General features: G+C 38.1%; 18 protein-coding genes. 11 read left to right on the top strand and 7 right to left on the bottom strand.

From position 1 onward, the window contains the following. Positions 1 to 16: 16 nt before the first annotated feature. A complete protein-coding gene (locus BMW39_RS07570) occupies positions 17 to 658 on the bottom strand; it encodes a DUF4271 domain-containing protein (protein WP_034973526.1) in 642 nt (213 codons plus the stop codon). A gap of 148 nt (positions 659 to 806) precedes the next feature. Here BMW39_RS07570 and BMW39_RS07565 point away from each other — a divergent pair, with 148 nt between their 5' ends. Next, complete coding sequence (locus BMW39_RS07565) at positions 807 to 1316, top strand: hypothetical protein (RefSeq protein ID WP_131474272.1); 510 nt, start codon at positions 807 to 809, stop codon at positions 1314 to 1316. A 9-nt stretch (positions 1317 to 1325) separates the two neighbouring features. On the opposite strand, the gene BMW39_RS07560 is transcribed toward BMW39_RS07565, so the two are convergent. Continuing rightward, entirely contained in the window at positions 1326 to 2153 is an 828-nt protein-coding gene (locus BMW39_RS07560; RefSeq protein ID WP_034973524.1) for an alpha/beta hydrolase, read from the bottom strand. A 142-nt stretch (positions 2154 to 2295) separates the two neighbouring features. On the opposite strand from BMW39_RS07560, the gene BMW39_RS07555 reads away from it, so the two are divergent. The 4 genes from BMW39_RS07555 (at position 2296) to BMW39_RS07540 (ending at position 5691) form a co-directional block, all read left to right on the top strand. Beyond that, positions 2296 to 3012, top strand: a complete 717-nt coding sequence (locus BMW39_RS07555; RefSeq protein ID WP_034973523.1) for a polyprenol monophosphomannose synthase — start codon at positions 2296 to 2298, stop codon at positions 3010 to 3012. 3 nt (positions 3013 to 3015) lie between these two features. Beyond that, a complete protein-coding gene (locus BMW39_RS07550) occupies positions 3016 to 3387 on the top strand; it encodes a DUF4296 domain-containing protein (RefSeq protein WP_034973522.1) in 372 nt (123 codons plus the stop codon). A gap of 3 nt (positions 3388 to 3390) precedes the next feature. Next, positions 3391 to 4524 (top strand): tRNA guanosine(34) transglycosylase Tgt, encoded by a 1134-nt coding sequence (tgt, locus tag BMW39_RS07545; protein ID WP_034973521.1) that lies wholly within the window; start codon positions 3391 to 3393, stop codon positions 4522 to 4524. A gap of 72 nt (positions 4525 to 4596) precedes the next feature. Continuing rightward, positions 4597 to 5691, top strand: coding sequence for an LptF/LptG family permease (locus tag BMW39_RS07540; RefSeq protein WP_034973520.1), 1095 nt, complete (start codon positions 4597 to 4599; stop codon positions 5689 to 5691). A 38-nt stretch (positions 5692 to 5729) separates the two neighbouring features. Here the strand turns inward: BMW39_RS07540 and BMW39_RS07535 are convergent, their stop codons facing one another. Beyond that, entirely contained in the window at positions 5730 to 6440 is a 711-nt protein-coding gene (locus BMW39_RS07535; protein WP_034973519.1) for a biotin--[acetyl-CoA-carboxylase] ligase, read from the bottom strand. Between the two features lie 88 nt (positions 6441 to 6528). Between BMW39_RS07535 and rsfS the strand changes: the two genes are divergently transcribed. From rsfS to BMW39_RS07505, 6 genes are all read left to right on the top strand, one after another. Further along, complete coding sequence (rsfS, locus tag BMW39_RS07530; RefSeq protein ID WP_028121978.1) at positions 6529 to 6891, top strand: ribosome silencing factor; 363 nt, start codon at positions 6529 to 6531, stop codon at positions 6889 to 6891. A 39-nt stretch (positions 6892 to 6930) separates the two neighbouring features. After that, the gene (gene ftsH, locus BMW39_RS07525; protein WP_051879828.1) at positions 6931 to 8892 is read left to right on the top strand and encodes an ATP-dependent zinc metalloprotease FtsH; all 1962 of its coding nucleotides are present in this window, start codon (positions 6931 to 6933) and stop codon (positions 8890 to 8892) included. Positions 8893 to 9019: 127 nt separating this feature from the next. Further along, positions 9020 to 9598, top strand: coding sequence for an LUD domain-containing protein (locus BMW39_RS07520; protein ID WP_034973517.1), 579 nt, complete (start codon positions 9020 to 9022; stop codon positions 9596 to 9598). Between the two features lie 9 nt (positions 9599 to 9607). Then, positions 9608 to 10495, top strand: coding sequence for a phosphatidate cytidylyltransferase (locus BMW39_RS07515; RefSeq protein WP_034973515.1), 888 nt, complete (start codon positions 9608 to 9610; stop codon positions 10493 to 10495). Positions 10496 to 10499: 4 nt separating this feature from the next. Next, entirely contained in the window at positions 10500 to 11153 is a 654-nt protein-coding gene (locus BMW39_RS07510) for a phosphatidylserine decarboxylase family protein (protein ID WP_034973513.1), read from the top strand. A 167-nt stretch (positions 11154 to 11320) separates the two neighbouring features. Next, the gene (locus BMW39_RS07505) at positions 11321 to 12115 is read left to right on the top strand and encodes an alpha/beta hydrolase (protein ID WP_034974242.1); all 795 of its coding nucleotides are present in this window, start codon (positions 11321 to 11323) and stop codon (positions 12113 to 12115) included. 14 nt (positions 12116 to 12129) lie between these two features. On the opposite strand, the gene BMW39_RS07500 is transcribed toward BMW39_RS07505, so the two are convergent. The 4 genes from BMW39_RS07500 to BMW39_RS07480 form a co-directional block, all read right to left on the bottom strand. After that, positions 12130 to 12654, bottom strand: a complete 525-nt coding sequence (locus tag BMW39_RS07500) for a tetratricopeptide repeat protein (RefSeq protein ID WP_034973511.1) — start codon at positions 12652 to 12654, stop codon at positions 12130 to 12132. Next, positions 12641 to 13339 (bottom strand): peptide chain release factor H, encoded by a 699-nt coding sequence (prfH, locus tag BMW39_RS07495; protein WP_034974240.1) that lies wholly within the window; start codon positions 13337 to 13339, stop codon positions 12641 to 12643. The genes BMW39_RS07500 and prfH overlap by 14 nt, the downstream gene beginning before the upstream one ends. A gap of 216 nt (positions 13340 to 13555) precedes the next feature. After that, positions 13556 to 14947, bottom strand: coding sequence for an RtcB family protein (locus BMW39_RS07490; RefSeq protein WP_034974239.1), 1392 nt, complete (start codon positions 14945 to 14947; stop codon positions 13556 to 13558). A 505-nt stretch (positions 14948 to 15452) separates the two neighbouring features. Further along, positions 15453 to 15824 carry a DoxX family protein gene (locus BMW39_RS07480; protein ID WP_034973507.1) on the bottom strand — a complete coding sequence of 124 codons (372 nt, stop codon included), beginning with the start codon at positions 15822 to 15824 and terminating at the stop codon, positions 15453 to 15455. Between the last annotated feature and the right edge of the window lie 7 nt (positions 15825 to 15831).

The following is a 15831-nucleotide window of genomic DNA, read 5'->3' as shown; positions in this document are numbered from 1 at the left end:
AATGTGTGTGTTACATTTAATAAAATAAGAACTTCCAAAGTACCAATACGGGTACTATTTGAAGCGTGCAAATATACAAAAATTTATAATACCATTTTTCGGGTAAAATAGCTTGCTTATGAAAAATATAGATGAGGTTTTTCAATACGAACAAGGAAATTAGTACAATGATGATAACATAAAAATATTGTACCAGATCCAAAGGATAGAAGTAGAGAGCAAATCCAGCGATGATGAGTCCGATGGTTTCCAGGAAGTAGAACTTGCTGGATATCAAAGCCAAGCCTTTCAGATTTTTCCCATCGCCAATGCTGTTATAAAATAAAAACGTGAGCACATTCTTGATAATGTCAAAAGAAATCACAGCTAAGAAGGCAAAACCAAACTTGTTGAGCTGAACGCCAAACAACTGAATATCGGAAATAAATTTCGGAACGATAGGTACGAATTGAGACAACAGAACGGCGATCATCACGCTTCTAACAATGGAAATGATGGTCCAAGACGGCGTCAAATTATTAGAATCTTCGATCTTCTGAGTCAAAAAATCCTTGATGTTTGCATCGCGATTGAAAACAGAAAGCACGATGATATAGGCAAAAATACTCCCGAGAATACAATATACCACCCAATCGTTATGTTCTGCTATTCTTACCAAGCTTCAAATTTTTTGCAAAAATAAGAATTAGAAATTGTTATCGGTTTATTTGTAAGTTAAATAATTGAGATAATTTTTAAGTTTAGATTCTCCTTCTTTTCTAATATTATCCCTAATTTTAATTCATTAAGAAATTTCCAAAATCAAAATGAGTTTCAAAACCTTTGTCATATTAATGTCTGTCGTCGGCATATTTTATATTCCTGGGAAAATTCTCATTTCGAATAATGCTTTAAAACAAGTTAGCGCAACGGTAACCGAAGTTAGGAAAAGCGGAAACAGAGTTGCTTATTTTATGTTTGAGACCAAGGAATATCCTGGTATTTTTTACAATTCAGGAAACGGGATGCTTTCTTATTTCAAAGATGACCAAGCAATTTTGAATACTTCCATCAATAAAAAACTGACTTTCTTTATTAATGAAAGCGAAACTTTAGAAAGTGGTGAAGATAAGTTTTACATTGCCTTAAAGACGAAATCGAAATGGACGGATTTGTTCTACTACAACATCAAATCCTTTACAAAGTTTTTCTTTTCCTTGTTCTGTCTTTTTCTTTTGATAATCAACACCATTGCGATTTATAGATATAAAATGAAGTTGTTTGAGATCACATTTATGGTTTATTTAGTCTTATTCTTTTTGGTACTTGGATTTTAAGTGGGAAAATTATTTCACACTTTCCATAAAATTCACCGCTTCATCAAACCTTTTGCTCCAGGGCAAAAAATATTGCAAGACCATCGGGACGTGCTTTTTATTGAGCATAATTGGTTTGACATCTGGTTGTAAAGTTTTCAATGCTTTCAAAAAATTCTCATTTGCGATTTTTATGGAAGGATAAGTTTTCTTGCCTAAATAGATCATAAAAGGTGGCGTTTTTTCATTAATGAAATAAATCGACGACGCTTGTTTCCATTTTTCTGGGTCTTTGCTCCACGTGATATCGTAATTATCTTCAGCTGTGGGCGGATATTTTTGGAGATAATTTTTCATATCAATCCCAGCACCATCAATTAGGATAATTCCCGAAATCGTTTTCTCTGGAATTCCATATTTGGGATTCATTACCGCAGAAGTTGATAATTGCCCGCCTGCGGAATGACCTGAGATGAAAATTCGTTCTGGATTTCCGTGATATTTTTTCGCATTGGCTTTTGTGAATTGAATGGCTGACGCGATTTCCTCGGTCATTTCGTTAACATCGGCATTCGGACTCAAAGTGTAATCTGGAATCACGACCACCATATTTTTTCGGGCAAAGTTTCTCCCCAGAAGATTGTATTTGTTTTTATTTCCCGTGTTCCAATTTCCGCCGTAAACGAAAATGAGGACAGGAAGATTTTTGTCCTTGATTTTTTTCGGTGTGAAAATATTGAGCTTTACATCTTCTCCTTTATGATTTTTGGTGTAGGAAATATCTTTGTAAGCCATAGTCGGTTTGCAACTGATGATCATTAAGGCAAATAAAAAGAGTGTGATGATAGATTTTTGCATTTCATTTATTATATAATCATATACGATGAATCTTAATTTTCAGATTGTATTGGATTTTCGAGATTCTATTAAAAAAAGTTAATTTCCACCGCGCCAAATAAACATTAACGATTAAAGATTATCTTTGCGGATTATTTGCCGAATGAAGAAACTTGTCATTATTCCCACCTACAACGAAAAAGAGAACGTCGAAAAGATCATTTCGGCTGTTTTTGCTTTGGAACAGGATTTCCACGTTTTGGTGGTGGACGATTCTTCGCCAGACGGAACGGCTGAGATCGTCAAAAATCTTCGTGAAAAATTTCCGCTTCAATTGCATTTGACCGTTCGAAAGATCAAAGACGGACTTGGCAAAGCGTATATTCACGGTTTCCAGTGGGCAATCCACAACGAATATGATTACATCTTCGAGATGGATGCCGATTTTTCCCACAATCCGAAAGATCTTCTCAGGCTTTTCGAAGCTTGCAAATCGGCAGATATGGCCGTTGGCTCCAGATATTCTCAAGGTGTAAATGTGGTGAACTGGCCGATGGGAAGGGTTTTGTTGTCTTATTTTGCTTCGAAATATGTGAGATTCGTTTTAGGACTTCCAATTCACGACACGACGGCGGGATTTGTTTGTTTTAAAAAAGAAACATTGATCGCCATTGGTCTCGATAAGATCAAACTGAAAGGTTACGGTTTCCAGGTCGAAATGAAATATCGCGTTTTCAAAAAAGATCTGAAGATTGTGGAAGTGCCAATTATTTTTACAGATAGGACAGAAGGCGTGAGCAAAATGAACGGCGGAATCATCCAGGAAGCGATTTTTGGTGTTCTGAATTTGAAATGGAAAAATCTGATCGGAAAATTGTAAATCATGAAGTATTTATTTTACATATCAATGATTTTCAGCGTTTTGTCCTGTGCAGAAGCGATAGAAAAACCGAAAGGTCTGTTGCCAGAAGACAAGATGTCCGAGATCATTGCAGATTTTGCCATAAATGAGCAGAATTATACGATTGGAACTGGCATCAATTCCGAAAATGCGGCAAGATTTATTCTAAAAAAGTATAAGATCAAAGGTGAATTGTTCACTAAAAGCTACGAATATTACATGACGAAACCTGAAGTGATCACAGAGATTCTGGAGGATGCTCAGAAGATCATCGTAGCCAAAGACCCGAAAGCTGAGGCTTTCATCGATAAAAAATTAAAAGAGAATCCGGGAATACCGCCGCAAGCGAGATAAATTATGCAAAAATTTTTTGAAATCGAAAAAACTTCAGAGTCCAAAGCTAGAGCTGGAGTTATCAATACCGACCACGGACAGATCCAAACCCCGATCTTCATGCCGGTGGGAACTGTTGCCTCTGTGAAAACCGTTCACCAGAGGGAACTTAAAGAAGACATCAAAGCACAGATCATCTTAGGAAACACCTACCATTTGATGCTACGTCCAACGATGGATATTATGGAAAAAGCGGCCGGACTGCACCAGTTTATGAATTGGGATCTACCAATTTTGACAGACTCCGGTGGTTATCAGGTTTTTTCTTTAGCAAAAAGCAGAAAGATCACGGAAGAAGGTGTGAAGTTCAAATCGCACATCGACGGTAGTTTGCATTTTATGTCACCAGAAGTTTCGATGCAAATTCAAAGACAAATCGGTGCGGATATTTTTATGGCTTTTGATGAGTGCATTGCTTATCCAAGCGACTATAACGCTGTAAAAACATCAATGGAGCTTACGCACCGTTGGTTGAAAAGATGCATCACGTGGACTGAGGAAAACAAAGAATTGTACGGTCACAAACAGAGATTGTTCCCAATTGTTCAGGGTTCTTGTTATTCTGATCTAAGAAAAATTTCGGCTGAGGTGATTTCAGAGGCTGGTGCAGAAGGAAACGCAATCGGTGGACTTTCCGTTGGTGAACCAGAACCGGAAATGTACAGGATCACAAATGAAGTGACGGACATTCTCCCGACAGACAAACCAAGATATTTGATGGGCGTTGGAACACCTTGGAATATTCTAGAAAGTATTGGTTTCGGTGTAGATATGATGGACTGCGTAATGCCGACCAGAAATGCAAGAAACGCAATGCTCTTCACTTGGCAAGGTGTGATGAATATGAAAAATGAACGTTGGAAAGAAGATTTCTCTCCGCTCGACGAGTTTGGGACGAGTTTTGTGGACAGCGCTTACAGCAAGGCTTATGTGCGTCACCTTTTCGTTTCGAAGGAATATTTGGCAAAACAAATTGCATCGATTCATAACTTGGCGTTTTATCTAGATCTGGTTAAAGTTGCGAGAGAGCACATCGTTGCTGGAGACTTTTACCAATGGAAAGATTCAATCATTCCACAGTTGAAGACAAGGCTTTAAAAGACTTAAGAAAAAAATAAAAAGACTCAACAGAGAAGCAATTATCAATCATCATTTATCAATTATAACTCGATGAAAATCATAGACCTTTACGTCATCAAAAAATATTTGGGAACCCTCATTTTTATGTTGGCGCTTTTGTCTATCATCATTATGGTTGTGGATGTGCAGGCAAAAACGCCGAGGATCGAGAGCAACGGATTTACGGTTGGTTATTTCTTGCTTAATTTTTATCCGTTTTGGATCCTGAATTTGATTCTGACCTTTATGTCGATTCTGGTTTTCATCACGGTGATCTTCTTCACTTCCAGAATGGCGAATAATACGGAAATCGTTGCCATCATCAGTAGTGGTGCTAGTTTCCACAGGTTTGCAAGACCGTATTTGATCACCTCGTTGTTGATATTCATAATGACTTTGGCGGTCAACCATTTCATTTTGCCTTGGGCCAATATCAAGAAAAATGTTCTGGAACCTTACACTTACAACAGCGTCAACAAGGAAAAATTATTGGGGAACATGAGCATCGCCTCAAACATCACCCTTTCTGATTATATTTTTGTCAATAGCTACAACAAGAAGGAAAATCGTGGTAATGGCTATATGTATCAGAAGTTTGACAAGAACAAAAAACTGGTCTACCAGATCACCGCAATGGATATCCAGTGGGATGCACAGAAAAAGCATTTCATTATCAATAATTATATCGAGAGAACTGCCGGCAAAAATGACATGGAGATCTTAGGTCAAGGTACCACGAAGATCCAGGATTTCAAATTGCCGCCCTCAGAATTGTTTCCGGACAAATTGGTGGCACAGAATAAAACCACGCCTGAATTGATCAATTTGATAAACCGTGAAAAAATGAAAGGTAATAACAATGTCACGTCCTTTTACAACGAGCTTTATCAAAGAACTTCTATGCCAGTTTCGATTATAATCTTAACATTTCTAGGACTGTCATTGGCGTCTCAGAAGAAGCGCGGTGGCTTAGGTTTGAATTTGGCTTTGGGAATTGCTTTGGCATTTCTTTTCGTGTTTTCTTTCCAGGTTTTGAATGTTGTTTCTGAGAACAAAAGTTTGCCACCTTTATTAGCTATGTGGCTTCCGAATATCATCTTTGCGCCAATCGCGGCCTATCTTTACATTAAAAGAGCGAATCAGTAATTTGTTTATCGTAAAACTGTTTGTTTTAAATTCCGAAGTTAATATAGAAGTTCAATCTCTTTGTGGAAGAATTTCTGCAAGCCATCATTTTCCAAGTTGATCCAAAGAAAACCATTTTTGTCAGCATTTTTGATGATGCCATTTTGGCGCAAATCGTTTTTCTGAAAAACAGAGATCTCATCTTTTCGGAAAAGTGAGTGGTTATAGGTGTTCAATATTATTTCGTCCGAATCCATGTCTTTCATTCTTGAAATTAAATATTGATGAAATTCAGTGACAAATTGATTCAAGTCAAAACTTAAACCTGTGACAGACAATACGGAACCAGCTTTAGGAAGGTTTGAAAAATCAGATTGAAGAACATTGATGCCGATTCCGATGATGTAATATTCTTCATGATTAATCTTCTTTTTCTCGATAAGGATTCCACAAACTTTTTTTCCATTCAAGATGATATCATTTGGCCACTTGATCTTTGTATCGGCGTTTGTCAGATTGGCAAGAAAATCCCGGACGATGATAGCGGTATAGTAATTGAGGAATGTATCGGAAATATTGACTTTTGAAGTTTTCAAGGCGAGCGAGTAAGCCAGGTTTTCATTCGGATCTACCTTCCAGATATTTCCATATTGGCCACGACCTTTTGTTTGATTAAAAGTAAAAACAGCAGTTGATTCGTCTTCATTTAAAACAGAGAGGATTTCGTCATTGGTGGAAAAACAATTTTCGAAGTGGTGCAAACAGGTCATTTATGAAAACTTTAAGAGATAATAAACATGAGAAAGGAAAGATAAATAGATAAAAATCAATAAATTTGCAAATTAGACAATTTTTTGAATGAGTAAAATTACAGAAAAACAATTATTAATCGATAAGATCGTAGATTCGATTCAAGATACAAAAGGTGAAGATATTTTGGTCTTCGATTTAACAGGAATAGAAAACGCTGCAGCAGAAACTTTTATCATCTGCAGTGGAAATTCCAATACACAAGTTTCGGCAATCGCCGGCAATATCCAAAAAAACGTAAGAAACGACCTCAATGACAGACCTTGGCATGTAGAAGGGACTGAGAACTCTATGTGGGTTTTAGTGGATTACGTTTCCGTGGTCGTGCACATTTTCCAAAAAGAGATTCGTGAATATTACGACATCGAAGAACTTTGGGGTGATGCAAAGATCACAAAAATAGAAAGTTAAAAGATGCACTTTAGCATCATCAATCTTTAAAAAATAAAAATGAATAACAAAGGATTCAACTGGTTCATACCCGTTTTATTGGGACTCATTTTACTCATATTTCTTCCAGGACTTCTTGGAGATTCTATGGTAAAAAACATTGATGAAAAAGAATTTTACACACTTGTAGAAAAAGGGAAAGTTGGCGAAGTAATGGTCTATAGAGACAACTTCAAAGCTGATGTTTACCTTACAAAAGCAGCGAAAGCCGAACTTAAAAAGACAGAGAAGGAAAGCGATCCTCTTTCTGCGATCAATATCAAACCTAGTCCGGATTTTGTTTTGACATATGGTGATCTTAGATATTTCCAGGAGAGATTCGAAAGCATCAATACCAAACTGCCTACACAGGCAAGAATGGAATTTGGTAAAAGCCAAAGTGGTTTCTCCGAGTTGCTGTTTACTTTAGCACTTTGGGGTGGACTTTTCGCTTTGTTGTACTTCTTCATTTTCAGAAAAATGGGCGGTGGCGCAGGCGGACCTGGCGGACAGATCTTCAGTATTGGAAAATCTAAAGCCAAATTGTTCGACGAGAAAGACAAGATGCAGATCACTTTCAAAGATGTTGCAGGATTGGAAGGTGCAAAAGAGGAAGTTCAGGAAGTTGTAGATTTCTTGAAGAATTCTGAAAAATATACAAAATTGGGAGGTAAAATCCCGAAAGGTGTTCTATTGGTAGGGCCTCCGGGAACTGGTAAAACCTTGTTGGCGAAAGCTGTTGCAGGTGAAGCTAAAGTTCCGTTCTTCTCACTTTCAGGTTCTGATTTTGTTGAAATGTTCGTGGGTGTTGGAGCTTCCAGAGTAAGAGATCTTTTTGCTCAGGCCAAAGCGAAATCGCCAGCCATTATTTTCATTGATGAGATCGATGCGATTGGTAGAGCGAGAGGAAAAGGTGGTTTCCAAGGTGGAAATGACGAGCGCGAAAATACATTGAACCAATTACTGACAGAAATGGACGGTTTTGGAACTGATGTCAACGTGATAGTGATGGCTGCTACAAACCGTGCCGATATTTTGGATAAAGCATTGATGAGAGCTGGCCGTTTTGACCGTTCGATCTATGTAGATCTTCCGGAATTGCACGAGAGACAGCAGATCTTTGATGTGCACTTGGCTAAGATCAAAATGGATGACTCCATCGATAGAGAATTCTTGGCAAAACAAACACCAGGTTTCAGCGGTGCTGATATCGCCAATGTTTGTAACGAAGCCGCTTTGATTGCAGCAAGAAACTCTCACGAATCCGTAAACAAACAAGATTTCTTGGACGCAGTCGATAGAATTATCGGTGGTCTAGAGAAGAAAAATAAAGCCATCAAACCTTCCGAAAAAAGAAGAGTTGCCTTCCACGAAGCTGGTCACGCAACGATATCTTGGTTGGTAGAGCACGCAGCGCCACTTTTAAAAGTAACAATCGTTCCTCGTGGACGTTCACTTGGAGCCGCTTGGTATCTTCCGGAAGAAAGACAATTGACCACTACTCAGCAAATGTTGGACGAGATTTGTGCAACATTGGGCGGTAGAGCAGCGGAACAAGCTGTTTTCGGGAATATTTCCACAGGAGCCTTGTCCGATCTTGAAAGAGTGACGAAACAAGCTCAAGCAATGGTTACAATTTATGGTCTGAATGATAAAGTAGGAAATATCTCTTACTATGACAGTTCAGGTCAATCTGAGTATAGTTTTGGAAAACCATATTCTGAGCAAACAGCGAAACTGATTGATGAAGAAATCTCAAAATTGGTCGAAACGCAATACGCAAGAGCGGTCCATATCTTGACAGAAAATAGAGATAAACTGGATGCCTTGGCTCAGAAACTTTTGGAAAAAGAAGTGATCTTCCGCGAAGATCTTGAAGAAATTTTCGGAAAACGCGCTTGGGACCCAGAATTGACAGAAAAACCTGTATCAAGTTTAGATAATCCTGCTGATGCTGGAAATGTCTTAAATACAGACAGTTAAACTGTTCAAAATTTAAATAATAACAAAAAATCCTAATCTATTTAGGATTTTTTGTTAAAATAAAGTTTTGGTTTTTAACCTATTATAATTATTTTTTTACATTTGTATTAATTAAAGCATAACTAAATTGAGTCTGTTCAAAAAACTCGTCAATAAGATAATGAATCAGCCCGAAGAGGAGCAGCCAGATGTGACCAAACTGGCGGACCAACTTCGCGATGCAGATCTTGATTATAAATTTGCGCAACTTTTTACGCATTCAGGGGGATTTTTTAATTATTGCGCAGATGAATCCGAAGCCTTACAAACGCTCAATCAGATCATTAAAATCGAGCAGGTAAAAGATGTTTTCTGTTGGGACCAGGATCTGAGAAATTTCTTGGACGTCATCAAGACTCCTTACACGCCAGAGCTCACCGAACAAAATGACGCTGCTTTCATCACTTGCGAATATCTGATCGCTTTCGACGGCAGAATTATGCTTTCTCACAACAATATCCTTCACTATCATTCTTCAAGATTGCCAAGTAAGATCATCATTATGGCAAACGTTTCTCAGATCGCTAACAATCTGAACGAGGCAATGATGAAAGTAAAACGTGCAGGAAATCTTAAAAATCTGACCTCTATCAGCGGAAGTCAGTCCAAATTAGACACACCTAATAAGGATAATACCAAACTTTTCTTACTTTTGCTGGAAGATTAAATTTCAGTTTTGGATAAAAATTTCATTCAGCGTACAATTTCCGGGATCATTTATGTTTTGGTTATTGCTATTTGCACCACGCCGCTTGGCGAAAATCTCTTTAGCAGTTTCCTGCCACAAGTAAAACAGCAATATCTTTTTTACGGATTGATGACACTGTTCCTGGTTGTTGGATTGTACGAATGCATTAGGCTAATGAAATTTGATAACAGCATTTACAAATGGCTCGTTTTTCCAGTTGCTGCGATTATTTACTACCGATTTACCAAACGATTTTTCAACCACGATTTTCTTAACGGCTACAGCATCAACAATTATTTCAGCGAAATCCTTGCATTAGGATTAATAGTAATAGCTGTCGTTACACTTTTCAAATATTCCAGAGAACTATACTTCGAAAATGGAAAACTGATTTTCACTGTCGTTTATGTGACTTTACCGTTCGCATTTTCATTAGGCTTACCTAAATTCAGTACGTTGGATACAAGTAAGACTTTTACGTTAGAAATTTTTATGCTTTTCGTATTGATTTGGAGCAGCGATACTTTTGCTTATCTGACAGGGAAATTCTTTGGAAAACACAAGATGGCACCGCGGATTTCGCCTAAGAAAACGTGGGAAGGATTTGCTGGCGGCGTAGTTCTGACATTAGTTTTAGGATTCTTCGTGGAGCAATATTTTCCTGAACTCAGAGGAAACTGGATGATGGTTGGATTCCTAGTTTCCGTCTTCGCTCCGTTGGGAGATTTGGTAGAAAGTCAGTTAAAACGTAGTTTTGCAGTCAAAGACAGCGGAAATATTATGCCTGGTCACGGTGGTGTACTTGATAGGCTTGATAGCTTTATCATTTGCGTTCCGGTTATATATTTATATTTTATCTTAGAAAAATTAGTCTAATTATATGAAACTACATAAAGAATCAAAAGGGACTTTGATTGTTGCAATATTGTTTATTGCATTTATTGGAACGATATCCATTTATTATTTAGAATTATGGTCTTTGGTCATCTTAATTCCACTATTGGTGATGTTGGGTTTGATATTCTGGTTTTTCCGGGTTCCAACGAGAGCCATTCTGGACCATACGGAAAACGTGGTAGCGCCAGTGGACGGGAAAGTCGTGATGATAAAGGAAGTCATTGAAGACGAATTCATCAAAGACAAATGCATTCAGGTTTCTATTTTTATGTCACCTTTGAATGTTCATATTTGCCGTTATCCGGTGAGTGGTGACGTGATTTATAAAAAATACCATCCAGGAAAATATTTGGTGGCTTGGCACGAGAAATCCTCTACTGAAAATGAAAGAACGACTGTTGCCGTGAAAAGTTTGACCAATCATCAGGTTGTTTTCCGTCAAATTGCAGGATATGTGGCGAGAAGGATTGTTTTCTATTGTAATGTTGAAGATAAAGCAAAAGCTGGTCACGAATTTGGATTCATCAAATTCGGTTCCAGAATGGACGTCTTCCTGCCGCTGGACACCGAAATCCTTTGCAAAATCGGAGACAAGACAAAAGGTGGAATAGATGTTATCGCAAGAATGAGAGATTAATTTTTCATCCATATAAAATTTAAAAGAGGCTTAATTATTAAGTCTCTTTTTTTTTGTTTAATCCTGAGAATTGACAGTTTGGTCGGAATTTCCGACCATTCGGACCATTATTTTTTTAATTAATGTCTCCTAGATATAATTTTGAGGCAGAATTAAAAATCAAAACAATGAAAACATCAGTATTCTTCTCATTCTTCCTTATCTTATTATCAATTTTTTCCAAAGCTCAAATGGATGACAAATTCTATCAGCCCAAGAAAGAAATGAAACCTTTGGAATTCAAAAACATCGAAAACATCAGTTTGCCAGTTGAAAGTGATACCATCACCGCAGTGGTTTTAAAGCCTGAATCAAAATCAATCAAAAAAACAATTGTATTTTTCCACGGTGCAGCTGGTAATATTTCAACTTACCAATACATCACAAAACCATTGGTGGAAGACGGATTCCAGGTCGTAATGGTAGATGTGAGAGGTTATGGAAAGTCAACGGGCAAACCAACACACTTGAATGTTGTTTCTGACGGCCAAAAAATGTTCGATTATCTCTTGACCAGAAAAGATATTCAAAATACAAAAATCTATCTGTATGGTGCTTCTTTGGGTTCTCAGATTGCAACGCATTTGGCTAAAGGAAATCCAACAAAGATTTCAGGATTGATTGTGGATGGCGGAATGTCGTCTTTCACAGATATTGCGGTCCACTTTTCACCACAGTACAAGGAAATGATTGAGAAAGCTCTGATTTCACCTTACTCTGCAAAAGAAGACGTGAAAGCTTTGAGCAATGTTCCAAAACTATTCATCTACAGCAAAGGCGATTCCACAGTTCCGTTCGAACAAGGTCAATTGATTTACGCCAACGCTCCCGAACCAAAACAATTCCTCGAATTTTCCGGAGAACACATCCAGGCAATGGTTGTGGACAAAAGTAGAATCGTAGCGGCCATCGAAAAGTTATAATAAAAAAGGAAACCTCAATGGGTTTCCTTTTTCTTTTTAGCTGATTTTTTCTTCAGCTTTTTCGGCATTTTTGATTTGACGAATTGCTCTCTGGCTTTCAGAAATTCAAGCATTTCCTTATTATAACTGAATTGCTTTGCATCATTTAAAAACTTCAAAGCATTCACAAAACTTCCTCTCATCTCAGATAACAAAGCTCTGTAAAACCATAATGTTGATCTGTCGATTCCTTTGATTTTTAAAGAATAATTAATCAGTTTTTCGGCCTCCTGAAAATCTTCGTTGTCCAAAAGACATTTAATGTAGTATTTTGGCGTATTCAGATTGGTCAAGTCACATTGCATTGCTTCCTCGAAATAGAGTTTTGCTTTTTCATAATCGTCGAGCATTTCGCTGTAGATTCTTCCCATCAGACAAAGCGAATCTGCATCTTCAGGGTCGTAGGAAAGCGCATAATTCAACGCTTCCAGACAATCCGGCAAGCTGTATGGATAATTATCCAGCGCTTCAAAATAATATTTACTTTTAGTTAAGGTCATTTCTGTAATTTTTTAATTCATTTTTCAGTTGATGTCTTTCTTTTTTGAAAGATTTCTCCTGATGATTCTTTTTAAAATCGGTTCCTGAAAAAATTCGGATAGGATTTCCTCTCTGAACATTCAAATGATTGTTCCAGGTTTCCTGCATTTGTTTTTCCAGTTGCTGGATGTGAAATTCCATCACTTTTTCTTTCAAACGAATAATCGAAAGCTTCTTATTCTCCAGTTGCGAACGGGAATCCTGCACGAAAACACTCTGTCCGGTTTTCGGATAAGTCGCCCGAACGGCAGTTTCCAATTTATTCACGTTTTGTCCGCCACTTCCCTGACTTCTCGTGGTCTGAAACTGAATGTCTCTTTCATTAAATTCAATTTTCTCCAAACCTTCCAGTTCAAAAATCCCTATAAACCAATTGCTTCTTTTATGGAATTTTCTGAAAGTGCTTTTCCCAATCCAGAGAACGCTTCCGAGCCAGTTTTTCAGAAATTCATTTACTTCTTTTCCTTTTAAAACTAAAGTCGCAGATTTCAAAGTCAGGTTTTCATCGCCAATTTCACGATGGATGATTTCGTAACCGATTTTATTTTGTTTCGCTTCCTCAAGAAAGACCTTCAGAACTTTGGCAACTACCCATTGACATTCCAAAGGTCCTCTTCCCGAGGTAATTTGTATTATTTTGTCCATTTTTTTTAGGAGCTTAATCCCGCTGTTCACTATATCTTTTTTGTCACAGTCTCCGCTTCGCTGCGTCTGCAACAAAAAAGGATGCCGTTTACATCGAGGCTATGGTTTTTCTCCTTTTTATTACTATTTGTTATAATTTATTAAATGATTTTCAAAAGAATTAAAATGCAGGTTTTTGACATCAAACACCCAACATCCCGCATCCAACATCAATCATTATTTATCCATTCTCACAATCCGAGGTTGGAAAGTTCCGAGAATATCGACCAATTCACTTTGTGCGTTCATCACTTCATTGATGTCTTTGTACGCCATCGGTGCTTCTTCCGCATTTCCGCCCATCAAGGTGACATTTTTGAGCTTCAATTCTTTCTTAATGTCATTTTGAGTAAAACGATTTCTGCATTCTCCTCTCGAAAAAGCCCGTCCCGCTCCGTGTGAAGCCGAGTTCAGCGAATCCGGATTTCCTTTTCCACGCACGATGAAACCTTTTGCCGTCATCGAACCGGGAATCATTCCCAACTCGTTTTCGTTGGCTGGAGTTGCGCCTTTTCGGTGAACAATCACTTCTTTCCCGTTGTGGATTTCTTTCCACGCGAAGTTGTGATGGTTTTCGATTCTCGCTTTCACTCTTCCGCCGACCGCTTTCACAAGTCTTCTGTGAATATCATCGTGACAGGCTGAAGCATAATCTCCCGCGAGATTCATCGCCGTCCAGTATTCTAATCCGAGATGCGTGTTCAAATCCAGCCAAGCGAAGTTTTGCGCTTCTTTCGGTAACGGACACTGTTCGGTCGCCACTCTCGAATAATACTGAGCGATTTCTGCTCCCAATCCACGCGAACCGCTGTGTGAAAGAATTCCGAGATATTTTCCTTTCGGAAGATTGATTTGTTCATCTTCTTCCGTAATTTCCACTTCCCCGAATTCTACGAAGTGATTTCCGCCGCCGGAGCTTCCCATTTGTTTGATGGCCTTTCCTTTCAATCTTCTTAAAATCGGAATTAAATCAAACGTATCTCTGTCGAAAATCTCGTGGTCGACGTGAGATTTGTGGGTTTCGTACATCCCGAATTTGGTGTGTTCGGCAAGCGCTTTTTCATATTTATCTTTCGCGCCGTCGAGATATGAAATTGGCGTATCCAAAATACTGAGCGACATTCTGCATCCGATATCCATCCCGACTCCATAAGGAATCACGGCATTTTCTACTGCGAGAACGCCACCGATTGGAAGTCCGTAACCACTGTGTGCATCGGGCATCAAAGCACCTTGAGTTGCAATTGGCAGTTTCAGTCCGGTGTATAATTGGTTTTTTGCTTCATCTGAAATATCATTTCCGAAAATCTGGAAAGATGCCCGGTTGGTGTTGAGCATTCTTTTCTCGGTTTTCTTTGATGAAAGCAGAGCTTCCGCAATTTGTCCGAAGGTTAAATCTTTCTCGAAGTTCTCCGGATTCTGCTGGATTTCCTTGAGAAGAGATTTCACATAATGAATATTTTTGGTTGCAAAATTTCTTTTCATCACCTCCAAAGCGATGTTGACGCTCTGGTTGTTTGGATAGCCTAATTTTAATATATCTTTTCCTTTTAATTTTAAATTTCCCATTGCTTTATATAATTGATGAATGATGAGAGATGATTGATTTTCTCGCATCTCGTTTGCCAACTAAAATTCTAGTTGGTTTTATTCAAACCTTCAAGGTTTTTGAAACCTTGAAGGTTTATGGCAGGAGTTTGTCCTAGCCCCGATTGCAGCGGCATCCTTTTTTTTTGCGTGGGCTTGAAAAAAGCGCTGGCAAAAAAAGATACAGCGGAAAGCGGGATTAAGCTCCTAAAAAAAAGATTTCGGGGAAACGTTTTGAGTTTGGAATATTGCGCAATAAAAAACCCGAAATCTTACGACTCCGGGTTTTGATATTTCATTATACTGTTGTTCTAAGAATGTACCAAACCACGAAGCCTCGCCTTTGCAAAAGGCAATCCTACTGATGTATGTAAGTTGTATTTGAACATTGCTTCGTTGTTATTTTTGTTGGTTGAACTTGATTTTCAGGTGCAAAGATATTATTTTTTTTGAATTTGCAAATTTTATTTTTGAAATGGTAAAAATCTTAGCTGATTAGAGCTTCGTATTTTTTGCGATTATCAATCAAAATCCAAAGGTTGATGGTTGCGAAAACCAAGGCGATTGGAATGCCTTCCGGAGCTTTTGTAAAGTTGTGAAGAACGATTCCGACCATAATTGGTAAGATGACAATGGCGCCCAACGCTCTCGTTTTTGGAAAGATGAATAAAGCACCACCTATGATTTCTACGGCACCGACCAATGGCATCAGCCAGCTCAGTTCTGCAAATGCGGCGAATGATTTTTTCATAGACTCTGTAAGTTCCGGCATTGGCATATAATGGAAGAACTTGTCTAGCCCGGCGTTGATGAACATTAAGCCGAAAAGGATGCAGAGGATAAATTTGACGTATTTCATAGTTTGT

This window comes from Epilithonimonas lactis (assembly GCF_900110605.1).
In the GTDB taxonomy this organism is placed as follows: domain Bacteria; phylum Bacteroidota; class Bacteroidia; order Flavobacteriales; family Weeksellaceae; genus Epilithonimonas; species Epilithonimonas lactis.
This window is presented reverse-complemented; position numbering and strand designations above follow the sequence as displayed.